This window comes from Micromonospora sp. CNZ303, from assembly GCF_004345505.1.
Map to the genome: position 1 here is coordinate 1 of NZ_SLVT01000031.1, position 22,745 is coordinate 22,745.

Annotated in this window: 17 protein-coding genes; 16 read left to right on the forward strand and 1 reads right to left on the reverse strand. The window is 73.1% G+C overall.

Annotated elements, in window-relative coordinates:
• Positions 1-453 precede the first annotated feature (453 nt).
• The 7 genes from EV374_RS32825 to idi are packed head-to-tail and all read left to right on the forward strand — an operon-like array spanning position 454 to position 7,684.
• Positions 454-627 (forward strand): hypothetical protein, encoded by a 174-nt coding sequence (locus EV374_RS32825; protein ID WP_165947956.1) that lies wholly within the window; start codon positions 454-456, stop codon positions 625-627.
• A gap of 55 nt (positions 628-682) precedes the next feature.
• Entirely contained in the window at positions 683-1,474 is a 792-nt protein-coding gene (locus EV374_RS30790) for an alpha/beta fold hydrolase (RefSeq protein ID WP_132240677.1), read from the forward strand.
• A gap of 46 nt (positions 1,475-1,520) precedes the next feature.
• A complete protein-coding gene (locus tag EV374_RS30795; RefSeq protein ID WP_132240678.1) occupies positions 1,521-4,268 on the forward strand; it encodes a LuxR family transcriptional regulator in 2,748 nt (915 codons plus the stop codon).
• Positions 4,265-5,251, forward strand: coding sequence for an isocyanide synthase family protein (locus EV374_RS30800; protein WP_132240679.1), 987 nt, complete (start codon positions 4,265-4,267; stop codon positions 5,249-5,251). Before EV374_RS30795 ends, EV374_RS30800 begins: the two co-directional genes overlap by 4 nt.
• Complete coding sequence (locus tag EV374_RS30805) at positions 5,248-6,054, forward strand: TauD/TfdA family dioxygenase (protein WP_132240680.1); 807 nt, start codon at positions 5,248-5,250, stop codon at positions 6,052-6,054. The genes EV374_RS30800 and EV374_RS30805 overlap by 4 nt, the downstream gene beginning before the upstream one ends.
• 58 nt (positions 6,055-6,112) lie before the next feature.
• Positions 6,113-7,078 (forward strand): UbiA family prenyltransferase, encoded by a 966-nt coding sequence (locus EV374_RS30810; protein ID WP_132240681.1) that lies wholly within the window; start codon positions 6,113-6,115, stop codon positions 7,076-7,078.
• A gap of 21 nt (positions 7,079-7,099) precedes the next feature.
• The gene (gene idi, locus EV374_RS30815; RefSeq protein WP_132240682.1) at positions 7,100-7,684 is read left to right on the forward strand and encodes an isopentenyl-diphosphate Delta-isomerase; all 585 of its coding nucleotides are present in this window, start codon (positions 7,100-7,102) and stop codon (positions 7,682-7,684) included.
• A gap of 81 nt (positions 7,685-7,765) precedes the next feature.
• Here the strand turns inward: idi and EV374_RS30820 are convergent, their stop codons facing one another.
• On the reverse strand, positions 7,766-8,956 hold the full coding sequence (locus EV374_RS30820) for a histidine kinase (protein WP_132240683.1): 1,191 nt from the start codon (positions 8,954-8,956) through the stop codon (positions 7,766-7,768).
• Positions 8,957-9,571: 615 nt separating this feature from the next.
• On the opposite strand from EV374_RS30820, the gene EV374_RS30825 reads away from it, so the two are divergent.
• The 9 genes from EV374_RS30825 to EV374_RS30870 all read left to right on the forward strand — a co-directional run bounded on the left by EV374_RS30825 (position 9,572) and on the right by EV374_RS30870 (position 22,745).
• Positions 9,572-10,594 carry a ketoacyl-ACP synthase III gene (locus EV374_RS30825; RefSeq protein WP_132240684.1) on the forward strand — a complete coding sequence of 341 codons (1,023 nt, stop codon included), beginning with the start codon at positions 9,572-9,574 and terminating at the stop codon, positions 10,592-10,594.
• Between the two features lie 76 nt (positions 10,595-10,670).
• A complete protein-coding gene (locus tag EV374_RS30830) occupies positions 10,671-11,684 on the forward strand; it encodes a hypothetical protein (protein ID WP_207914678.1) in 1,014 nt (337 codons plus the stop codon).
• On the forward strand, positions 11,671-14,220 hold the full coding sequence (locus tag EV374_RS30840; RefSeq protein WP_207914679.1) for a heavy metal translocating P-type ATPase: 2,550 nt from the start codon (positions 11,671-11,673) through the stop codon (positions 14,218-14,220). Before EV374_RS30830 ends, EV374_RS30840 begins: the two co-directional genes overlap by 14 nt.
• Positions 14,221-14,265: 45 nt before the next feature.
• Positions 14,266-15,111, forward strand: a complete 846-nt coding sequence (locus tag EV374_RS30845; RefSeq protein ID WP_132240685.1) for an alpha/beta fold hydrolase — start codon at positions 14,266-14,268, stop codon at positions 15,109-15,111.
• Between the two features lie 105 nt (positions 15,112-15,216).
• Positions 15,217-16,089 carry a (3R)-3-[(carboxymethyl)amino]fatty acid oxygenase/decarboxylase gene (gene scoE, locus EV374_RS30850; protein WP_132240686.1) on the forward strand — a complete coding sequence of 291 codons (873 nt, stop codon included), beginning with the start codon at positions 15,217-15,219 and terminating at the stop codon, positions 16,087-16,089.
• Positions 16,090-16,182: 93 nt separating this feature from the next.
• Positions 16,183-16,419, forward strand: a complete 237-nt coding sequence (locus tag EV374_RS30855) for a phosphopantetheine-binding protein (RefSeq protein ID WP_132240708.1) — start codon at positions 16,183-16,185, stop codon at positions 16,417-16,419.
• Positions 16,412-20,242, forward strand: coding sequence for a non-ribosomal peptide synthetase (locus tag EV374_RS30860; RefSeq protein ID WP_207914680.1), 3,831 nt, complete (start codon positions 16,412-16,414; stop codon positions 20,240-20,242). The genes EV374_RS30855 and EV374_RS30860 overlap by 8 nt, the downstream gene beginning before the upstream one ends.
• Positions 20,239-21,720, forward strand: a complete 1,482-nt coding sequence (locus EV374_RS30865) for an MFS transporter (RefSeq protein ID WP_132240687.1) — start codon at positions 20,239-20,241, stop codon at positions 21,718-21,720. The genes EV374_RS30860 and EV374_RS30865 overlap by 4 nt, the downstream gene beginning before the upstream one ends.
• Positions 21,717-22,745 (forward strand): ABC transporter substrate-binding protein, encoded by a 1,029-nt coding sequence (locus EV374_RS30870; protein ID WP_132240688.1) that lies wholly within the window; start codon positions 21,717-21,719, stop codon positions 22,743-22,745. Before EV374_RS30865 ends, EV374_RS30870 begins: the two co-directional genes overlap by 4 nt.

Here is a 22,745-nt window from a genome sequence, read left to right on the forward strand (position 1 = left end):
GGTGTCATTGGGTTGGCAGTGTGGAGTTGCTGGTCAGGCATTGTCGGGTGGTGGTGGGGCATGAGTCCGTCATCCGGGTCCGATGAACGGCGCACGTTCGTACGGGGAAAGGTGCCGGTGAGCTGCCTAAGGTTGCTCCCACGGCCGGTCGGGAGCAATTCCTCCGGCCCGCTGCGCCGGCCGGCCTGCCGCACGTGACCCTTGCCACGCAAGGGCTTCCCGGACCGCAGGTCCACCCTGGACACGGCGCTCGCGGCGCCCGGACGGCCGGGGCCGGGTATTGACAAAAGTCACCGGGCCTGCCACGTGTGACGGGTATGAGCGATTCACGAATGCGTTGTGACGAACCTTCGCGCAGACGGTGAACGCAGACCTTGTTGAAACACGTGCCCGTCCAGCAGGTTTAGATGGCGTTCCGCACCACCGGGCCAAGCTGTGTGAGAGGGGACTCCCATGTCTGTCAATGCGACCGAGATTCTCAATGCCTTCTTCTTCGACGGTGCCGACGCTCCGGCGGACGGTGACGTGCGCATCGACGTCGTGGACAGCTGGACCACCAGCGACCTGGCGGCGGTCCGGCCCACCACCATCAGCTGGAGCGAGGCCCGGGTGGACGCGGCCCGCTGACGCGACCGGGGCGACCGCCACCGGCGACCACGAGCTGAATCGCGGGGGGAACGAGATGACGGACACCGACCTGTGGGTGCGACGGTTCCACCCGGCGGACGAGGCGGCGACCAGGTTGCTGTGCCTGCCGCACGCCGGCGGCTCGGCGAGCTACTTCGCCCGGGTGGCCAGGACGCTCGCCCCCGAGGTCGACGTGCTCGCCGTCCAGTACCCCGGTCGGCAGGACCGGTTGCGGGAGCCGGGCCTCACCTCGGTCCACGAGATCGCGGACCGACTGGTGACGGTGCTGCTGCCGCTGGTCGACCGGCCGCTCACCGTCTTCGGCCACAGCCTCGGCGCGACCATCGGCTACGAGGTCGCGCTGCGGCTGCGGCAGGCGGGCGCCGGCCCGACCGCGCTGTTCGTCTCCGGCAGGCGGGCTCCGCACCTGCGCAAGGAGGAGCGGACCCACCTGCGGGACGACGCCGGCCTGATCGCCGAGGTACGCGCCCTGGCTGGCACCGACAGCGCGCTGCTGGAGGACGAGGACGTGCTGCGGATGGTCCTGCCGGCCATCCGCTCGGACTACACCGCGGCCGAGACCTACGAGTACCGGCCCGGGCCACGCCTGGACTGCCCGATCGTCGCGCACATCGGCGACAGCGACCCGCGGGTGTCGGTCGACGAGGCGAAGGCGTGGCGGGAACACACCGACGCGGGGTTCGAGTTCGTCGTCCACCCGGGCGGTCACTTCTATCTCAACGACAACATGTCCGCGGTGCTGCGCAGCATCAGGGCGCACACCCGGTCGCTCAGCTCGGCCACGCGCGGCGCCGCCACGGTCGCCCACGCCGAACAACCGGGGTGAGTCGCCGGTCGACCCCGAGCCTCAGGAGTGTCCGGAGGTGACCCACATGGCATTGATCGAGAGAGAACACCTGCTGTCCGACCTCGTCGAGACGTACGCGACGGCTGCCGCGGGCCAGGGCCGGGTCGCGCTGGTCGACGGCGGCGTCGCCAGCGGGAAGACCCGACTGGTGAACGCCGTGACCGAGGTGGCCGTCGGCGAGGGCGCGCTGGTGCTGACCGCCGCCTGTTCGGTCGCGGAGAGCATGATCCCCCTGGGGGTGGTGGGACAGCTGTTCCACAGCCTCCGGGCCCAGACCACCTCGACCGGCCACCTGCCGCTGCTGCGGCGCGACACCGGGCCGGCGGGGAACCCGGACGCCCCCACCCTGCGGCACGGTGACGCGCAGCTGCTGGAGGACGTCTGCCAGGTCCTCCTCGACGTGGCCGCCGACCGGCCCCTGGTGGTGGTCGTCGACGACGTCCAGTTCGCGGACTCCCTGTCGTTGCAGGCGCTGCTGTACCTGCAACGGCGCATCCGTTTCGCGCGGGTGCTGCTCGTGCTGAGCGGATGCGTGGGCGCGCGGCCCGAGGCGGCGGCGTTCCGCGCGGAGCTCACGCGGCAGCCGCACTGCCGTCACCTGCGGCTGCTCCCGCTGTCACCCGACGGCGTCGGGCGACTGCTCGCCGAGCGGATCCGGCCGGAGGCCGCCCGGCGGCTCGCCGCGTCGGCGCACGCCGTCAGCGGCGGCAACCCGATGCTCGTACACGCGCTGCTCGACGACGCCCTCACCGGCGCCGACGGGGACGTCGCGCCCACGGTGGGCGCGTCGTTCGTCCAGGCCGCGCTCGCCTGCCTGCACCGCAGCGACCCCCGGCTGCTCGACGTGGCCCGCGCCCTCGCGGTCGTCGGCCCGTCCGCGTCCCCCGGGCTCGTCACCGGGCTGGTGGGCCTCTGCGCGGCGACCACCCGGCAGGTGCTCGGCGCGCTCGCCGAGGCGGGCCTCACCGAGGGGCACTCCTACCACCACCCGGCGGTACGCGCGGCGGTGCTCGACGACTGCCCGCCGCAGACGCAGTCGGCCCTGCGGTCGCGGGCCGCGCTCCTGCTCCACGAGGACGGCGCGTCCGCCGCCGAGGTGGCCGCGCACCTCGTGGGCGTCGGCGGGCCGGCCGGATCCTGGGCCGGGCCGGTGCTGGTCGCGGCGGCCGGGGAGGCCGTCGCCGGCGGCGCCGCACGGCACGCCGTGGACTGCCTGGAACTGGCGCTGCGATCCACCGAGGACGACCGCGAGCGGGCCGCCGTGGAGGCGGCCCTCGTCCGGGTGCACTGGCGCAGCGACCCCGAGGCGGTTCCGCGGCACCTGTCGTCGCTGGCGGCGGCGGCTCGCGCCGGCCTCCTCGACGAGGCCGACACGCTGCTGCTCGCCCGGTCGCTCGCCTGGCAGGGCAGGCACGACGAGGCGGTGGAGGCGCTCGACGGGGTGGGCGACCTCACCACGCACCCGGACCCCGACCTCGGCGCCGATCACCTCGCCACCCGCGAGTGGCTGCGGCACTGCCGCCCGCACGGCGGCGACGATCCGGGCGACCCCGGGCCGGGCGCGGCGGTCGACCGCGCCGAGGAGGTGCTGCAACGCGCCCGCCCCGGTGACTCCCTCCTGGTGTCGGTGTGGCACGCGCTGCGGGTGCTGATCGGCGCCGACCAGCTCGACCGTGCCGCCGACTGGTGCGAGAAGCTGGCGGAGGAGGCCGAGTCGCAGGGGATCACGAGCTGGCGGGCCGTCCTGACCGACGTACGGGCCGCCGTCGCGCTGTGCCGCGGCGACCTCGCCGCCGCCGAGCGGCACGCGCGCGACGCGCTGGCCACGATGCCGCCCGCCGCCTGGGGCGTCGCCGTCGGCTCGCCGCTCGCGCACCTGGTCCAGGCCTGCACGATGACCGGGCAGCTCGCCGATGCCGAGGCGGCCCTGCGGGAGCCGACGCCGGCCGCGATGCGCCAGAGCCTGTTCTGGCCGCATTACCTGCGGGCCCGGGGCGTCTACTACGACGCCGTGGACCGGCGGCACGCCGCGCTCGCCGACTTCCAGACCGCCGGGCAGCTCGCCGTCGGCTGGGGCGCCGACGACCCGTCCGCGCTGCCGTGGCGGGTCGACCTGGCCCGGCTGTACGTGCGGATGGGCCGGCCCGACCAGGCCCGGAAGCTGGTCACCGAACATTTGGCGCTGCCGGGTGGCGACGCCCCGCGCGCCAAGGGCATGGGGCTGCGGGCGTTGGCGGCGGCGTACGCGCCCAAGCAACGGCAGGTGATGCTGCGCGAGGCGATGGACCTGCTGCACGCCAGCGGGGACCGGCACGAACTCGCGCACGTCTTCGCGGACCTGAGCCAGACCGGGCACGCCCTCGGCGAGTTCGGGCGCGCCAAGATGATGGGCGCGCACGCCCTCCAGCTCGCCGAGGGCTGCCACGCCGAGCTGCTGCGGCGCAAGCTCAAGCCGTCCGACGACACCCTCGAAGCCGGGGTGGCCGGCGCGAAGGACGGGCTCGCCACGCTGACCGACGCCGAGCGTCGCGTCGTGAACCTGGCCGCCCGCGGGCACACCAACCGCGAGATCGGCGACCGGCTGTTCATCACCGTCAGCACCGTCGAGCAGCACCTGACGCGGGCCTACCGGAAGCTGAAGATCAGCACGCGTACGGAGCTGGTGCACATCGACCCGCCGAAGGGCGCGCTCGGCGCGCGGCGCCGGCGCGTCGCCCCGGTCGGCCCGCCCTCGGGCGACAAGGAAACCACGATGCGATCGGACACGACATGACCGTTGCCGAGGACGAACAGGTCGGTAGCCGGGAGCGCACGCTCGCCCGGCAGATACTCGAGCTGGTCTTCCGCTTCCGCCGTCTCGAGCACGCCGACGACCCGTGCGGGGCGCAGCCGTGTGACGACTGTTTCGCGACCCACGAGGAACGGGTGGGCCGGTACGTACGCAGCGGCGAGCCGCTGCACTTCGTGCTGCCGGCGTTCCCCGCGAAGTCCCGCAACCCGGAGAAGGTGGTCGGTTCGCTGCCCGACCTCGGTGAGCGGATCTCCGTGGAGTTCCTCCAGTCCTTCTGCGAGCAGGTCAGCCACTACCACCCGGCGGGCGCGCGGATCCTCATCTGCTCCGACGGCCACGTCTTCTCCGACCTGCTCGGCATCCCCGACGAGGACGTGACCGCGTACCGCACGGAACTGCAACGCATCATCGACCAGACCGGCGCGTCCTGTGTCTCGATGTACTCGCTCGACGACGCGTTCGGGGCGATGTCCTACGACGAGATGCGCGCTCGGCTCCTCGCCGGGTACGCCACGCCGCTCGCGGACATCCGCGCCGAGGTGCTGACCGACCTGGGCGCCCGGTCGCTGTTCAACGGCATGCACCGGTTCATGCTCGAGGACCAGGGTCCGCTGCACCCCGAACTCAGCCGGACCAAGCTGCGCGAGCACTGCAAGGAGTTCGCGTACCAGATGATCCGGCGCAGCCGGGCCTGGGGAGATTTGGTCGGCACGAAGTTCCCCGACTCGCTGCGGCTGTCGATCCACCCGCAGCCCCGGCACGCCGAGAAGATCGGGCTGCACCTCATCCGGACCAGGGACAGCTGGCTGACGCCGTGGCACGGCGTCGTCCTCGACGACGGCGTCAACCTGACGCTGGTCAAGCGCAGCCAGGCCGAGCGGGACCGGGCCTCGCTGGTCTGGCGCAACGGCCGGCCGAGCCACTACGTGAACCCCCACTTCCGGCAGGAGGAGATCGCCTCATGACCACGGCAGACGAGCTGCGGGTGGAGCGGACGGCGCTGGCGCCGTTCGGCACGCTGGTGACGGCGGAGCACGACGGCGCCGACCTGCGGGACATCGCGCCCGCGATGCTGGAGCGCTGGACGATCGAGTCCAAGGTGGTCGTGCTGCGCGGCTTCCCCCTGCTGAGCAGGGAGGACCTGATCGCCTACTGCGAGACCTGGGGCGAGGTGCTGACCTGGGACTTCGGCGCCGTCCTGGACCTGGTGGTCCAGGAGGACCCGAAGAACTACCTCTTCAGCCGTACGGACGTGCCGTTCCACTGGGACGGCGCGTTCGCGCGGGCCGCGCCGCGGTACTTCCTCTTCCAGTGCCTCGAGGCGCCGGTGCCCGGCGGCGGCGGCGAGACGGTGTTCTCCGACAGCACCGACGTGATCCGGCGCGCCTCGCCGGAGCTGGTGCGCGAGTGGGCGGCGACGGAGGTCAGCTACCGCACGGAGAAGCTCGGCTACTACGGCGGCGAGACCGTGTCGCCGCTGCTCACCACGCACTCGGAGACCGGCGAGACGATCATGCGGTACGGCGAGCCGCTCGACCCGGAGCGCTACCGCAACCCGGTGTGGGTGACCATCGGCGGCAGGTCGGCGGAGGAGGCCGAGCCGTTCATGGCCGACCTGCGCGAGCGGCTGCACCACCCGGACGTCTGCTACCACCACGAGTGGGTCGACGGCGACATCGTGGTCGTCGACAACCAGGCGCTGCTGCACGGTCGCAACGCCTTCCGCGGCAACTCCTCCCGGCACCTCCAGCGGATCCAGATCCTCTGACCCCGGTCAGGGGCCCCGCGGGTGCCACCGAAGGTCCTCAACCCCGAAGGAAGACACCATGACCGTCGAAGAGGCGCGCGCGGGCGCGTCCACACCGGCGCCGGCCATCGCGCGGCGCCCGATCTACCACTCCATCCGCATCCGCCGGGTCGAGTTCCTGCCCGTGATGCTGGCCATCTACGCGATCCCGTCGCTGCTGTCGGTCGACGACCTGAGCACCCTGGCCTCGGTCCACTTCGCGCTGGTGATCGTGATGGCGCTGTCCATCATGCACTTCATCGACATGACCAACGCGTACGCCGACCGCGACGTCGACGCCGTGTACAAGACGTGGCTGTCCCAGGCGGTGTACGGGCTGGGGCTGCGCAACGTGCGGTGGCAGATCGCCGCCACGGGCGTGGGTGTGCTGGCCCTCGCGACCTACTTCACCTTCCGCACCGGGCACTGGGACATCCTGCCCCTGGTCGCGTTCACCCTCTGGATCGGCGCCCAGTACTCCATCCCGCCGGTCCACCTGAAGAGCTCCGGCGTGGGGCAGATCCCCGGCCTCGCCGCCGTGCTGATCTGGCTGCCGATGCTCGTCGTCGTCCGGTCGGTGCCCGGTGAGCTGTCGTGGCCGCTGCTGGCCGTGATCATCGGCTTCGGGCTGAACCAGGTCGGCATCGTCATGGTCAACACGGCCGAGGACTGGCCGGAGGACGCGGCGTTCAACATCCGCACGTGCGTACGCGCGCTGGGGCTGACCCGCGCGATGGCCGTCGCGAGCGGGCTGATCGCGGTCGGCGGCTCCACGGTGTGCGTGTCGGTGCTCGCCATCGGCGGGTTCACCTGGGGTGCCGTGCCGATGATCGTCGCCATCGCGTTCGCGCTGGTGCACGTGTCGGGCACCTGGCGCGGCGTGCGCGGCAAGCCCCTCACGGACGCGCTGGCGTTCCTGCGGCCCCGGGCGAAGCTGGTGCCGTTGCAGGTGGCGAGCACCGGCTGGGGAACCGTGATCGCCGCCGCCTTCGCCCAGGGGAGCTGAGTCCCGGTGGGGAGGGACACCATGGCGCAGGTCGTGCTGCTCGACGAGGAGGGACGGCCGGTGGGCGCCACCGAGGGCGCGACGGTGCACCACCTGCGTACGCCGTTGCACCTGGCGTTCTCCTGTTACGTCTTCACCAGCGACGCCAAGCTGCTGCTCACCATGCGCAGCGACCGCACGCGCACCTGGCCGGGGATCTGGACGAACTCGTGCTACGGGCACCCCGTGCCGGGGGAACCGGTCCCCGCGGCGGTGACCCGCACCGTACGCGCCGAGCTCGGCCTGGCCGCGCCCGCGCCGGAGCTGGTCCTGCCCGCCTTCCGGTACCGCGCCACGATGGACAACGGCGTGGCGGAGAACGCCGTGTCCCCGGTGTTCCGAGTCGTGACCGACGACCGCCCGACCCCCGACCCGGCCGCCATCGGCGACTTCGAGTGGGTCGCCTGGGCGGACTTCGTGTACGCGGTGGGCACCGGCGACATCTCCGTGTCGCCGTGGTGTCGCCTCCAGGTCGCCGAACTCGTCACCCTCGGCGACGATCCGACGCGGTGGCCCACGGCCGACGAGTGCCTCCTGCCCGGCGGGACGCTGACGGCCACCGGCTGAGCGGCGCGCGGCGGACCGTGTCCACCGGCGGGGTGGGCGCGGTCCGCCGTCCGTTGCGGCGGGTGCTGCTGTCGGGCCCGCTCACGACCCGGCCCGGACGCTGGCCTGCACGGTGAACGTGCCGTCCTCCCGCCAGGCGCGCAGCGTGCCGCCCGCGTCCCGCAGCCGGTCGGCCAGCTCCGGCAGCCCGCTGCCGTCGAGGTCCGGCGCCCCGTCGCCGGCCCCGTCGTTGACCACCGTCAGCCGCGCCCCGGACCCCTCGCGGGCGATCTCGATCGTGCACCACCGCGCCTCGCCGTGCCGCAGCACGTGGGCGCCGGCCTCGCGCAGCACGGACACCAGCGGCCCGGTGAGCGCGGGCGGCAGGTCGCGCTCCGGCTGCGTCACGGAGCACCGCACGCCGGCGTTGCGCAGCACCCGTGCCACCGTCTGCGCCTGTTCGCGCAGGCCGACGCTGCGGTAGCCGTGCACGGCCTCGCGCATCCGGGCCGACGCGGCCGCCGCGAGCGCCCGCATCTCGGCGGTCTCCTTCCTGGTCCGCTCCCCGTCGACCATTGCCAGCCGCGACGCCAGCTCCGCCTTGAGGACGAGGGCCGACAGCTCGTTCGCGAGCAGGGCGTAGACGTCCCGGGCGCACCGCAGCCGTTCCTCGGCCGCCGCCAGGCGGGCCAGGGCGTCGTGCCCCTCCCGGGCCTGCGCCCGGAACGTCCAGAACCACAGGTGCAGCACGTTCCACGTCGCCACCGTCAGCCCGAGCACCACCGTGACGGTGACCGTGTCGCGCACGGGACCGCCGAGCCACCAGGCCGTCGCCGCGGCCACCAGCCCCGTCCCGGCCATCAGGGTCACCGCGCACCGGACCGGCAGCAGCAGCGGCGCGGCCCCGACGAGCGCGGCTCCCACGAACGCCCAGGCCCGCCCCGGGGTGTCGCCGACCGGCCCGACGAGCGGGACGGACAGCACGGCGGCCGTGACGCAGCCGGCGACCAGCCACCGGCCGGTCGTCGTCGCCCGCCACGGCATGACCGACCGGTGCAGCGCCGCGGCCAGCGCCAGGACCAGGAGCAGCGACCCCGCCGCGCCGAGCACGATCCCGCGCGGGTCGGGCTCGCGACGCAGCTCCAGGGCGGCGAGCAGTACGCAGGCTGCCACCCCGCTCGCGGCGCCCGCCAGGATGCACAGCCTCGCCCGCCGCATCCCCGGGGTGGAGAGGGCGTCAGCCGGCGCGGCGGGGGTCTCCGTCAGGCCGGTGGGCCGGATCCCGGTGACCATCAACGCCACGGCTCCCGGCGGACGTGGCGCGTGCCGGGCCCCGGCACGCCCGGCCGCGCCGACCCGGGCAGCGGCGCTCCCGGTGCCGTCGTCTGCCGGATCACGGTCGCCACGGAATGCATGGTATCGGTTACGGTCGGTTCGTGCCGACGCGGATCCGTCCCTGCCGTCGCGTCCCGGGGCCGCCACCCGCCGGGCCCGCCCGTGCGGTGGGTGGTCTCGAGGAGTTGCGCTGTCATCGGAGGGCCTCCGTCCGGTCCTGGTCGCGTGGGCGCCGGCGGGCGCCGGTCCGCCCCGCGGGTCGCCGGCCGTGCCGCAGGCGTCGCCACGCGGTCGGTCGTGCCGTCAGCATGGCGGCGAGGACGCGCCGGATCCCATCCCCGCGCGTCACGTACGACCCGGGAGAACTGCACGGGTGAACCGTGCGCCGGTGTGTCGCCGGCGGGTTCCCGGGCGGCCCGGAAATTGCGCGTTCCATCGCCCTGAAATTGTTACCGCCATCGGTCGGTAATTTGCGCTTCGAGTCGTGTCGACGGATGGCGAACATGATTGCGGCCGATGGTTCGACTCGGCTAATTTGCAGACACGAAATGCCTCTCCTCTCTGGAGGCTGCTGTGTCCTCATCCGTCGGAATTCTGGGCACCGGATCCTGGGTGCCCGCGCGAGCATTGCCGAACGAGGAAATCGCGCGTCGCGTACCGGGCGCCAGCCCGGAATGGATCGTACGCAAGACCGCCATTCGTTCGCGCCGTTTCGCGGCGGCGGAGGAGGCCACGTCGGACCTGGCCGTGCGGGCCGCGTCCCGCGCCCTGCGGGACGCGGGACTCGGCGCCGACCGCGTCGACTACCTCGTCGTGTCGACGTCGACCCCGGACCACCCGCAGCCGCCGACGGCCTGCCTCGTGCAGGACCGTCTCGGCGCGTACGGGGCCGCGTGCTTCGACGTCAACGCGGTGTGCGCGGGATTCGTGCACGCCCTGGTGCTGGCGCAGTCACTGGTGGCGGACCGGCCCGGCACCCACGCGCTCGTGGTCGGCGCCGACGTGTACTCGCGCATCCTCGACTTCGACGACCGGCGCACGGCCGTGCTGTTCGGCGACGGCGCCGGCGCGGCCGTCGTGGGGACGACGGCACCGGGGCGCGGTGTCGTCGAGTACGAGCTGGCCAGCCGGGGCGACGCCAGCGGCCTGATCGGGGTGGCGGCGGGCGGCAGCAGGCTGCCGGCGTCCGCGACGACGGTGGCGGACGGCGGCCACTTCTTCCGCATGCACGGCCGCGGCGTCACCGAGCTCGTCCTCCAGGACGTCCCGCCGTTCGTGGACAAGCTGCTGGCCAGGGCGGGCGTCGGCGCGGCGGACGTCGCGCACGTGGTGCCGCACCAGCCCAACGGCCTGCTCCTCGACGAGCTGGTACGCGCGTGCGGGCTGACCGCCGCGCACACGCACCGCACGGTGGAGGAGTACGCGAACGTCGGCAGCGCCTCGGTACCGCTCACCCTCGACCACGCCAACCGGGCCGGGCTGCTCCGCGACGGCGACCTCGTCCTCCTGCTGGCGTTCGGCGGGGGGATGTCGCTCGGGGCGTGCCTGCTGCGGTGGGGCCGGACATCCGGCCCGGACCCCGGCGGGGACCGGTGAGCCCACCGGCCGACCACCGCACCCCCGAAACCCTGCCCGCTTCCACGCCAACCCTGTCGAAACAGGACGGTTATTCATGAAGACCTTGACGAAGCTCGGCGCGTTCGCGCTCGCCCTGGTGTTGGTGCTGGGAAGCGCCTACACCGTCGGCCGCGTGGTCGGGCCGCCGCCGACCGCCGCACCCGCAGCCGCACCCGCCGCCAAGCCGGCCGCCGTGGCCGAGGAGTCCTCGTACGGCCTGACCCTCAACCACGAGAGCATGAACCTGAAGGTGATCACGGACAACGTCCGGGCGGGCACGAAGCAGACCTTCGCCTTCCAGATCCTGCAGCACGACGGCACGCCGCTGGTGAAGTACAAGCCGCAGCACGAGAAGCTGATGCACCTGATCGTGGCGCGGCGCGACCTGACGAACTTCCAGCACGTCCACCCGAACCTCGGCTCGGACGGCGTGTGGCGGGTGCCGCTGACCTTCGCGGCGGCGGGCGAGTACCGCGTCTTCGCCGACTACATGCCGCTGTGGGGCATCCACGGCGAGACGCTCGGGGCGGACGTGTCCGTGTCGGGCGACTACCGGCCGGAGGCGCTGCCCGCGCCGTCGACCACCTCGACGGTCGACGGGTACACGGTGACCCTCGGCGGTGAGCTGTCGCCCGGCAAGAGCGGCAAGCTGACGCTCAGCGTCGCGAAGGACGGCAAGCCGGTCACCGACCTGGAGCCGTACCTCGGCGCCTTCGGGCACCTGGTCGCGCTCCGCGACGGCGACATGGCGTACCTGCACGTGCACCCCGACGGCACGCCGGGCGACGGGCAGACCGCACCCGGTCCGGACGTCCTGTTCCACGCCACCGCGCCGAGCTTCGGCGACTACCGGCTGTTCCTGGACTTCCAGCACCAGGGCGTCGTGCGCACGGCGTCGTTCACCCTGCGCGTGAAGGGCCCCAACCCGCCGCCGCACGGCCTGAGCGAGGAGGCCTTCGCGGCGGCCAAGGCCCGCAACGAGGAGGCCGTGCGCAACGGCGGAGCCGCTGTCCCGGCCGACACGACCGGCGGCGGTACGGAGGGGGGCACCGAGCATGGCCACGGCTGAGAACCACCTGGAACTGCTGATCGGCGGCATGACGTGCGCCGCGTGCGCGGCGCGCATCGAGAAGCGCCTCAACGACATCGACGGGGTGGAGGCGACCGTCAACTACGCCACCGAGAAGGCGAAGGTGCTCCTCCCGCCCGGGATCACGCAGGCGCGGGTGATCGCCGCCGTCGAGGAGATCGGCTTCACCGCCCGGCCGGTGCAGCCGCGCGCGGCCAGGGCCGACAACCACCTGGAACTGCTGATCGGCGGCATGACGTGCGCGGCCTGCGCGGCGCGCATCGAGAAGCGCCTCAACGACATCGACGGGGTGGAGGCGACCGTCAACTACGCCACCGAGAAGGCGAAGGTGCTCCTCGCGCCCCAGGTCTCGCGGGAGACGGTGATCGCCGCCGTCGAGGAGATCGGCTTCACTGCCCGGCCGGTGCTGGCGCCCGCGGCACCGGCGGCGGACGTTCCGGATCCGGCGGCGGCGGAGGAGGCCGAGCACGACCGTGAGCTGCGGGCGGCCCGCCACCGCCTCTGGGTCGTCGCCGTGCTGGCGGTGCCGGTCATCGCGATGTCGATGTTCTCCCAGCTCCAGTTCGAGTACTGGCAGTGGGCCTGCCTCACGTTGAGCGCACCGGTCGTGGTGTGGGGGGCGTGGCCGTTCCACCGGGCCGCCTTCGCCAATCTCCGGCACGCCGCCGCCTCGATGGACACGCTGGTCTCGGTGGGCACGCTCGCCGCGTTCGTGTGGTCGCTGTACACGCTGTTCCTCGGCACCGCCGGCGTGCCCGGCATGCGGCACCCGTTCCGGATCACCCTGGAGCGGACGCCCGGCGAGGGCAACATGTACCTGGAGGTCGCCGCGGGCGTGACCCTGTTCATCCTCTGCGGCCGGTACTTCGAGGCCCGCGCGAAGCGCCGCTCCGGCGCCGCGCTGCGCGCGCTGCTGTCGCTGGGCGCCAAGGACGTGACGGTGCTGCGCGACGGCGCCGAGGCGATCGTGCCGATCTCGGCGCTCGCCGTCGGCGACCGGTTCCTCGTGCGGCCCGGCGAGAAGGTGGCGACCGACGGCGTCGTGGAGGAGGGCTCCTCGGCGGTCGACGCGAGCATGCTCACCGGCGAGTCCGTGCCCGTCGAGGTGGGACCGGGTGACGAGGTCGTCGGCGCGACGGTGAACGCCGGCGGGCGGCTCGTCGTGCGCGCCGCGAAGGTGGGCGGCGAGACGCAGCTCGCGCAGATGGCCAGGCTCGTCGAGGACGCGCAGACCGGCAAGGCCGCCGTCCAGCGGCTCGCGGACCAGGTGTCGGCGGTGTTCGTGCCCGGGGTGATCGCGCTGTCGCTCGCCACGCTGGGCTACTGGCTCGGCTCCGGCCAGCCGGCGGCGGCCGCGTTCACCGCTGCCGTGGCCGTACTGATCATCGCCTGCCCGTGCGCGCTGGGACTGGCGACGCCGACCGCGCTGCTGGTCGGCACCGGCCGGGGCGCCCAGCTCGGCATCCTCATCAAGGGACCGCAGGTGTTGGAGTCCACGCGGACCGTCGACACCGTCGTGCTCGACAAGACCGGCACGGTGACCACCGGCGAGATGTCCGTCGTGGAGGTCGTGCCCGTCGACGGGGAGGACGACGTCCAGTTGCTGCGGCTCGCCGGCGCACTGGAGAGCGCGTCGGAGCACCCCATCGCCCGGGCCGTCGTCGCGGGAGCCAGGGACCGGTGCGGCGAACTGCCCCCGGTCGCGGACTTCGCCAGCGAGACCGGCGTCGGCGTGCGTGGCACCGTCGACGGGCACGAGGTCGTCGTCGGCCGGGCGTCGCTGCTGGGCGCGTGGGCGACCGACCTGCCCCCGGAGCTGGTCGCCGCCAAGGCGACGGCCGACGCGGCGGGCCGTACCTCGGTCATGGTCGGCTGGGACGGCGCCCTGCGGGGGATGCTCGTCGTGTCCGACCGGGTGAAGTCCACCAGCGCGGCGGCGGTGGCGCAGTTCAAGCGGCTCGGGCTGCACCCGATCCTGCTGACCGGCGACAACGCCGCGGTGGCGGCGGCGATCGCGGCGGAGGTGGGGATCGACGACGTGGTCGCCGAGGTCCTCCCCGCCGGGAAGGTCGAGCTGGTCAAGCGGCTCCAGGCCGACGGCAAGGTCGTCGCGATGGTCGGCGACGGCGTCAACGACGCCGCCGCCCTCGCGCAGGCCGACCTGGGCATCGCGATGGGCACCGGCAGCGACGTGGCGATCGAGTCCGGCGACCTGACGGTGGTCCGCGGCGACCTGCGGGTGGTCGCGGACGCCATCCGGCTGTCGCGCCGCACCCTCGCCACGATCAAGGGCAACCTGTTCTGGGCCTTCGCGTACAACGTCGCGGCCATCCCACTCGCGGCGAGCGGGCTGCTCAATCCGATGCTGGCGGGCCTGATCATGGCCGGCAGTTCGGTGTTCGTGGTGTCGAACAGCCTGCGGCTGCGGCGGTTCAAGGCGCTTGCCGGCAACGAACTCCCGGGCCGCGCCGACACGGCCGAGGCGTCGCGCGCCCCGATGGTCACCGCCTCCTGACGCGTCGAGCGCGCACGTCCGCACGGAAAGAAACGGAGCCGCACCATGGCCGAGCCGAGCCGGCTCGCGGAGGATCCTCAGCTCCTGCTGCTGCACGCGGCCGGTCTCGGCCGGGCGAGCTGGGACGCCGTCGTCGAACGCATCCCGGGCTTCGCCCGGACCCTCGCGATCGATCTGCCCGGTCATGGCAGCGTGCCGGGGCTCGCGTACGACCGTGACGTCGTGCCGAGGCTCGCCGAGTACGTCGCGGAGCGGATCGCCGCGCTGGGGCTGCGCAGGCCGCACGTGGTCGGGCACTCGCTCGGCGGGGTGATCGCGCTCGAACTGGCGCGTCGGGTGCCCGTGGCGGCGGTGACCGCCCTGTGCAGCATCGGGTTCCGGGCGGTCTGCCACGCCTCGATGTGCGTGGTGCGGACCCACGCGATCCTGCGGATGACCGCCGCGGTGGGGCCGAGGACGCGGGGGCGGCTGCTCAACCGGGGGGTCGTCCGCAGGATGGTCATGGGCAGCGTGTCGGCCCGGCCCGCCGCCCTCCGGCCGGACGTGGCAGCTGCCGACGTGACCTCGATGATCACCAGCGACCTGTCCGCCCTGAGCCGGTACGCGGGGCTCTACTCGTTCCGCGCCGACGCCACCGACACGACGCCGGTGAACCTCGTCTGGGCCGACCAGGACCGCGTGGTCCCGTTGCGCGACGCGCTCCGGGCCCGGCAGGTGCTCCCGAGGGCGCAGCACTACGTCATCCCCGGCAGCGGTCACTTCGTCGTACGCGACGACCCGCACACCGCCGCTGCCGTCATCCACGCCTGTCACGCCCAGGTGCTGCGGGAGAGGCAGGCCGAGACTCGCAGAGGAGTTCGCGGAAATGTGAACCCACAGCGCGGTAATTGAGCAGGCAATTCGGCCCCGCACATCTGTCGGGGCGGGAACTGTTGACCGACCGGACGCGACTACTGAGGTACGCGGAGCCCGGGACCACCGCTCAGAGGAGTGCGAATGAAAATCACCCCGCAGGCTGGAAAGAAGTTCGGCGTGATCGTGGAGGGTTTCGACGCGGAAACCGCCTCGCCGGAGGACATCGTCGAGCTGAAGAAGGCCATCTACTCGAACAAGATCGTCGTGCTGAAGAACCAGGACCTGTCGCCGCGGCAGTTCCTGGCGCTCGGCCAGCGGCTGGGCCGGGTCGCGGAGTACTACGAGCCGGTCTACCACCACCCCGAGGTGAAGGAGGTGTTCGTCTCCTCCAACGTCAAGGAGGAGGACGGCCGCCAGATCGGGGTGCCGAAGACCGGCAAGTTCTGGCACTCGGACTACCAGTTCATGCCGCGTCCGTTCGACATCACCATGATCTACCCGCAGGTCGTGCCGTCGAAGAACCGGGGCACCTACTTCATCAACCTGGCGACCGCCTACGAGCAGCTCTCCGAGGAGCTGAAGCTGGCCGTCAAGGACAAGACGGCGACGCACAGCGTGCTGCGGTACTTCAAGATCCGGCCGACCGACGTCTACCGGCCGATCTCGGAGATCATCGACGAGGTCAACGCGAAGACCCCGCCGGTGACGAGCCCGCTCGCGTTCCCGCACCCGCACACGGACGAGACCCTGCTCTACCTGAGCGAGGGCTTCACGCTGTCGGTGCAGGATGCGGACGGCAACGACCGGCCGGAACTGCTGGCCGAGCTGCTCACGGCCACCGGCCAGCTCGACCGCACCTACGAGCACGAGAACATCCACCTCCAGACGTTCGAGAAGGGCGACATGCTCCTCTGGGACAACCAGAGCCTGGTCCACCGGGCGCTGCACACCGCGACGCCGGAGCCGGCCGTGTCCTACCGCGTCACCGTCTACGACGACGTGGACGCCGCCTAGTCCCGCACGGACGTTCGCTCCGCGGTGGGATCCGACGGCGTCGACCGTCGGATCCCACCGGTGTCCACATCGCACGAGGTCGAGAGGCATGACGTGGCAGGTCAGTTGACGGCGGCGAGGATCAGGGCGGACGTCGCCGAGATGCTCCACCGTCGCCCGGACGAGAGTTTCGACACGGAGGATCTGTTCGACTGCGGCCTGGACTCGGTGCGGCTGATGACGCTCATCGAGCGGTGGCGCGACGCCGGCGCCGAGGTCAGCTTCGTCGACCTGGCCGAGCGGCCGACGGTGGAGCACTGGGTGAAGCTGCTGGTGGGCGGCGATGGCTGAGCCGTTGCCGCTGGGCGCCGCCCAGGAGGGCATCTGGACCGGTCAGCAGTTCGACCCGGACAGCCCCGCCTTCAACACCGCCGAGTACGTGGAGATCCACGGCCCCGTCGACGTACGGCTGCTGGAGGCGGCCGTGCGCGGGGCGGTCGGCGAGGCCGAGGCGCTGAACGTGGTGTTCGAGGAGGACGCCGACGGGCGCCCGTGGCAACGCCCCCGCGACGACGGGTCGTGGCGGCTGCACACCATCGACACCAGCGCCGAGGCGGACCCGCTCGCCGCCGCGACGGCCTGGATGCGCGCGGACCTCGACACCCCCGTCGACCTGCGCAAGGACCCGCTGTTCCGGCAGGCGTTCCTCCGGCTCGGCCCGGACCACCTCCTGTGGTACCAGCGGGTGCACCACATCGCCCTGGACGGGTACGGGCTGTCCCTGGTCGCCCGCCGGGTCGCCGAGCTCTACACCGCCCTCGTCGAGGGGCGTGAACCCCCGCCCCGGACGTTCGGGTCGCTGGCCGCCGTGGTCGACGAGGACCGGGCCTACGCCGACTCGGACAGGTACGCCGCCGCGCGTGAGCACTGGACGACCCGGGCGCAGGGCCGGCCGGCGCCGGTGGTGCTCGCCCGCCGCACCGGGAAGCTGGCGCGGACGGTGCTGCGCGCCACCGCAGACCTCGACGCCGCCGGCATCGACGCCTTGAAGGCGGTCGCCAAGGCCACCGGAACCACGTGGAGCGAGACCGTCATCGCGGCCTTCGCGGCGTACCTGCACCGGATGACCGGCGCGGACGAGCTGACGCTCGCGCTGCCGGTCATGTCGCGGCTCGGTTCGGTGTCGCTGCGGGTGCCGTGCATGGTCACCAACGTCGTGCCGCTGTGGGTCCGCGTCGAGCCCACCGCCACGCTGGCGGGCCTCGCCGCGCAGGTCGCGGCGGAGCTGCGGGCCGGGCGCCCGCACCTGCGCTACCGCTACGAGCAACTGCGCCGCGACCTGCGGATGGTCGCCAGCGAGCGCAAGCTGTTCGGCCCGTCGGTCAACATCATGCCGTTCGACTACGGCCTGCGCTTCGCCGGGCACCGGGGCGTCGTGCACAACGTCAGCGCCGGGCTCGTCGAGGACCTGGTGGTCCACGTGTACGACCGGGCGGACGGCAGCGGGCTGCGGATCGTCCTCGACGCCAACCCGAACTGCTACGACGACGAGGAGCTCACCGGTCACCTGACCCGCTTCCTGGCCTTCCTGCGCCGCGTGACCGACGCCGCCGACACTCCGGTCGCCGACGTCGACCTGCTCCTCGACGGCGAGCGCCGGCTCCTCCTGGAGGAGTGGAACGACACGGCCCGGCCCCTGCCGACGGTGACCGTCCCCGCGCTGTTCGCGGCACAGGCCACCGCGACGCCGGACCGTACGGCGCTGGTGGCCGGCGACGCCACGCTGACCTTCGCCGAACTCGACCGCCGCGCCGACCGCCTCGCCCACCTGCTCGTCGCCCGGGGGGCCGGCCCCGACCGGCACGTGGGGCTCCTGCTGCCCCGCACCTCCGAGGCGATCGTGGCGCTTCTCGCCGTGCTCAAGGCCGGCGCCGCGTACGTGCCCGTCGACCCGGACCTGCCCGCCCGGCGGGTCGCGGCGATGCTCGCCGACAGCGCGCCCGTCGTGCTGCTCGCCACCGAGGCGCTGTGGGCCGGGCACCGGCAGTCGGAGGTCCCGGTCCTGCTCGTGGACGCCCCCGCGACCGCCGCGGAGCTGGCCGAGGCGCCCGACGCGCCCGTACCGGACACCGGCCTCGCGCCGGAGCACGCGGCCTGCCTCATCTACACGTCCGGCTCCACCGGAGTGCCGAAGGGCGTCGTGGTCGAGCACCGTGGCCTGGTCAACCTCTTCCACCACCACCGCGACACGATGATCCGGCCGGCCGCCGCCGGCCGGGTGTGCCGGGCCGCGCTGTCCGCGTCGCTGTCGTTCGACACGTCGTGGGAAGGCCTGCTGTGGCTGCTCGACGGCCACGAGCTGCACTTCGTCGACGACGACCGGCGTCGGGACCCCGCCGCGATGCTCGACTACGTCGACCGGCACGGGATCGACTTCATGGACATCACCCCCACGTACGCCGAGGAGCTGGTGGCGAACGGGTTCCTCGACGCCGGCCGGCACCGGCCCGCCGTGCTCGCGCTCGGCGGCGAGGCCACCGGCCCCGCGCTCTGGACGGCCCTGCGCGACGCCGGCACGACCGTCTACAACCTGTACGGCCCCACCGAGTGCACGGTCGACACCCTCTGGTGCCGGCTCTCCGAGAGCGCCGAGCCGATCGTGGGCAGGCCGCTGACCAACACCAGGGCGTACGTGCTGGACCCGGCGCGTGGGCTCGTCCCGCCCGGCACGGTGGGCGAGCTGTACTTCGCCGGGGCGCCGGTCGCCCGCGGCTACCACGACCGTCCGGAGCAGACCGCGGAGCGGTTCGTGACGGATCCCTTCGGGCCCCCGGGCAGCCGGATGTACCGCACCGGCGACCTCGCCCGCTGGCGGCGCGACGGCACCCTGGAGTTCCTCGGCCGCGCGGACGACCAGGTCAAGATCCGTGGCTTCCGCATCGAACCCGGGGAGATCGAGGCGGTCCTGCTGGCCCACCCCGCGGTCGCCCAGGCAGCGGTGGTGCCCCGCGAGGACGCGCCCGGTCAGGTGCGGCTCGTCGGCTACGTCGTGCCGGTGGGCGACGCCGCGCCGGAGCCCGCCGCGCTGCGGCAGTTCGTGGCGGAGCGGCTGCCCGACTACATGGTGCCGCCCGCGTTCGTCGCGCTGGCGGCGATCCCGCGTACCACGAACGGCAAGCTCGACCGCGCGGCGCTGCCCGCGCCGGACCTGACCGCGACGGTCGGCGGCCGCGCGCCCCGCGACCACCGCGAGGCGATCCTGTGCGGTCTCTTCGCCGACCTGCTCGGCCTGCCGGAGGTCGGCATCGACGACGACTTCTTCTCGCTCGGCGGGCACTCCCTGCTCGTCGCCCGGCTGATGGGCCGGGTACGCGCCGAGTTCGGCGTGGAGATCAGCATCCGGACGGTGTTCGAGGCGCCGACCGTCGCGAAGCTCGCGCCGGCGCTCGCCACGGACACCGGCGGCGGCTCGACGGAGGTGCTGCTTCCGCTGCGGACGCGGGGGAGCGGGCCGCCGCTGTTCTGCGTCGCGCCGGCGACCGGGCTGGCGTGGTCGTACGCCGCGCTGCTGGCGAGCCTGCCCGACCGCCCGGTGTACGGACTCCAGTCGGTCACCGCCGCCGGGTGCGCGAGCGTCGCCGATTTGGCCGCCGACCATGTGCGCCGCATCCGTGAGATCCAGCCCGCCGGGCCGTACCACCTGCTCGGCGCCTCGTTCGGCGGCCTGGTGGCCCACGAGATGGCCACGCAGCTCGCGGAGGCCGGCGAGGCGGTGGCCCTGCTCGCGCTGCTCGACTCGTATCCGGTGCCGGCCGCCTGGCGGGAGCTGCCGCCGCCCGCCGAGCACGACGCCGCCGCCGCGGTGCTCGGCCAGGCCGTGCTCGGCGGCCTCGACGAGGCGCAGCGTCGCCTCGCGTACGACGCCTTCGCGCGCAACTCGCGGCTCGCCGCCGGCTGGACGCCCCGGCGCCTCGGTGGCGACGTGCTGGTCGTCGAGGCGACCGAGGGCAAGACACCGGACTGGCCCGGCCCGCGGAGCTGGGAGCCACACGTCGACGGGCGCATCGACGTGCACCGGCTGGACTGCACCCACGACGGCATGCTCGCCGCCGGTCCCCTGGCGCGGGTCGGCGCCGTACTCGCACCTGTCGGCGACCTTCGGAGGGCAACATGAGCGAACGGCGTGAGTGGCTCGGACTCGGCGCGGTTCTCGCCGCGACGTTCATGACCCAGGTGGACGGCTTCGTCGTCAACGTGGCCAGCCCGTCCATCCAGCGCGACCTCGACGCGGGCTTCGACCAGATCCAGTTCGTCGGCGCCGCGTACGTGATCGCCTTCGGGGCCCTGATGGTCACCGGCGCGCGGCTCGGCGACCGGCTGGGCCACCGCACGGTGTTCCTCTGGGGCGTCGCCGGCTTCACGGTGACCTCGTTGCTGTGCGGCATCGCGCCGGACGCCGACCTGCTCATCGTGGCCCGCTTCCTCCAGGGCGCCACGGCGGCGTTCATGGCACCCCAGGTGCTCGCGATCATCCGGGCCACGATGCAGGACCCGGACCGGCTGGCGAGGGCCATCAGCGTCTACGGCGTGGTCATCGGCCTGGGCGTGATCAGCGGCATCGCGGGCGGCGGGCTCATCGTCGAGGCCGACCTCTTCGGCCTCGGCTGGCGGCCGGCGCTGCTCGTCAACGTGCCCGTCGGGATCGCGATCCTGGCGCTGGGCGGGATCCTGCCGCGTACCGTGCCGAAGGCGCCGCACCGCCTCGACCTCGCGGGCGCTGCGCTCACCATCGTGGCGGCGCCGGCCCTGCTCGTGCCCCTGGTCTTCGGGACGGACGGCTCGCCGTGGCTGTGGCTCGGCGTGCCGCTCGCCCTCGTCCTGGCCGTCGTGCTGGTGCGCCAGCAGCGGCGTCTGCACCGCGAGGGCGGCGAGCCGCTGTTCCCGTCGCGGGTCGTCACCGCCCCCGGGATGCGGCTGTCCCTGCTGACGGTGCTGGCGCTGTTCGCCACGAACTCGGGGCTCTTCCTCGTGTTCACGTACTACCTGCAGACGGGGCTGCGCTTCACGCCGCTCACGGCGGCGCTGATGTTCGTACCGCTCGGGATCGGCTTCTCGCTGGGCTCCGCGGCGAGCCGCCGGGTGGCACGCCTGGTCTCGGCGCCGACCCCGGCCGTGGGCTGCGGCCTGCTCGCCGCCGTCCTGCTGGCCAGCGCGGCCGTCGTCCAGGCGCCCGAGTCCGCGCAGGCGCCCATGCTCGTCGCGGTGGTCACGCTGGCCGGCTTCGGGCAGGGCCTGGTCGTCTCACCCCTGGTGGCCGGGATCCTCGGCCGGGTCAGGCCCGCCGAGGCGGGCGCGGCGTCGGGCATGGCGACCACCGTGACGCAGTTCGGCCTGGCGCTCGGGGTCGCGGTCGCGGGGGTCTGCTACCGCACCGTGCTCGGCGCGACGCCCGGCGACCCCGACGTGCCCTTCGCCGACCACGCGACGGCCTTCGCGGTCACCGCGCTCCTGCTCGCGGCCTCCGCGATCTGCGCCGGCCTGGTCAGTGTCCGTCTGCACCACCTGCCCAAACCCGCGGCCGCGGCAGCGGAACCGGAAGGGGCGGCGGCGCCGTCGCCCGTCGCCACGTCAACTGCTCGGAGGACCGGATGAAACTCAAGCGACTCCCCTTCGCGGCGGCCGTCGCCGCCCTGCTTCTCACGACGGCCTGCTCGACGGCCAAGAGCGAGGCCGGCCAGTCGGACGACCCGCCGAAGGCGGGCTACCCGGTGACGATCACCAACTGCGGCAAGTCGTACACCTACCAGCAGGCGCCGAGCCGGGTGGTCGTGATGAACGGCGGGTCGGTGGCGGAGGTCTCCGCGCTGCTGGAACTCGGCGTCGCCGACCGGATCGTCGCCAACGCGCAGTCCTACGGCGCCTCCGAGGTCGACGGCCGGGTCGACGCGATCAAGAAGCTGCCGACGGGCAACATCAAGCTCAACGACATGTCGGACATCCCGCGCGAGGCCATGATCGGGCTGAGGCCCGACTTCGTGATCTCCACGTACGACGGCGGCTTCCGCGCCGAGGCGGGCTTCGCCACCCGTGACGACCTCGCGGCCGTCGGGGCCAACACGTACGCCCCGAAGAGCTCGTGCGGCGAGGTCGGCACCGTCTCCGGCACGCCGACCGTCGAGGACAGCTACGCGCTGCTGCGCGACCTCGGGGCCATCTTCGGGGTGTCCGAGCGCGCCGAGAAGATCATCGCCGAATCGAAGGCGCGCATCGCCGAGGTCGGGACGAAGACCGCGAGCCTGCCGAAGCAGAAGGTCATGCTGATCATCCCCGGCATGGCGATGGGCGGGGAGTTCAGCTCGGTCGGCGGCAACGGGATCTGGAACGACATCATGGCCAAGTCGGGTGCGGTGAACGCCTTCGAGGGCGCCACCGACCAGATGTTCGCCAACCTCTCCCGCGAGCAGGTCGCCAAGGCCGACGTGGACGTCCTGCTCGTCGTGAACTACATGTCGAAGGATCCGGACGCGGACGCGAAGAAGCTGCTCGCCCAGTTCCCGCAGTGGGACGCGGCGAAGAACAACCGCTACGTCGTGTTGTCCGACTCGATCTACCTCGGTCCCAGCAACCACCTCGCGGTCGCCAAGATCGCGCAGGCCGCGCACCCCGAGGCGTTCTGA

Excerpts from the sequence above, each read along its gene's own strand:
- EV374_RS32825 (WP_165947956.1), top strand. The coding sequence starts at position 454 with ATGTCTGTCAATGCGACCGAGATTCTCAATGCCTTCTTCTTCGACGGT.
- EV374_RS30790 (WP_132240677.1), top strand. The coding sequence starts at position 683 with ATGACGGACACCGACCTGTGGGTGCGACGGTTCCACCCGGCGGACGAG.
- EV374_RS30795 (WP_132240678.1), top strand. The coding sequence starts at position 1,521 with ATGGCATTGATCGAGAGAGAACACCTGCTGTCCGACCTCGTCGAGACG.
- EV374_RS30800 (WP_132240679.1), top strand. The coding sequence starts at position 4,265 with ATGACCGTTGCCGAGGACGAACAGGTCGGTAGCCGGGAGCGCACGCTC.
- EV374_RS30805 (WP_132240680.1), top strand. The coding sequence starts at position 5,248 with ATGACCACGGCAGACGAGCTGCGGGTGGAGCGGACGGCGCTGGCGCCG.
- EV374_RS30810 (WP_132240681.1), top strand. The coding sequence starts at position 6,113 with ATGACCGTCGAAGAGGCGCGCGCGGGCGCGTCCACACCGGCGCCGGCC.
- idi (WP_132240682.1), top strand. The coding sequence starts at position 7,100 with ATGGCGCAGGTCGTGCTGCTCGACGAGGAGGGACGGCCGGTGGGCGCC.
- EV374_RS30820 (WP_132240683.1), bottom strand. The coding sequence starts at position 8,956 with ATGGTCACCGGGATCCGGCCCACCGGCCTGACGGAGACCCCCGCCGCG.
- EV374_RS30830 (WP_207914678.1), top strand. The coding sequence starts at position 10,671 with ATGAAGACCTTGACGAAGCTCGGCGCGTTCGCGCTCGCCCTGGTGTTG.
- EV374_RS30840 (WP_207914679.1), top strand. The coding sequence starts at position 11,671 with ATGGCCACGGCTGAGAACCACCTGGAACTGCTGATCGGCGGCATGACG.
- EV374_RS30845 (WP_132240685.1), top strand. The coding sequence starts at position 14,266 with ATGGCCGAGCCGAGCCGGCTCGCGGAGGATCCTCAGCTCCTGCTGCTG.
- scoE (WP_132240686.1), top strand. The coding sequence starts at position 15,217 with ATGAAAATCACCCCGCAGGCTGGAAAGAAGTTCGGCGTGATCGTGGAG.
- EV374_RS30860 (WP_207914680.1), top strand. The coding sequence starts at position 16,412 with ATGGCTGAGCCGTTGCCGCTGGGCGCCGCCCAGGAGGGCATCTGGACC.
- EV374_RS30865 (WP_132240687.1), top strand. The coding sequence starts at position 20,239 with ATGAGCGAACGGCGTGAGTGGCTCGGACTCGGCGCGGTTCTCGCCGCG.
- EV374_RS30870 (WP_132240688.1), top strand. The coding sequence starts at position 21,717 with ATGAAACTCAAGCGACTCCCCTTCGCGGCGGCCGTCGCCGCCCTGCTT.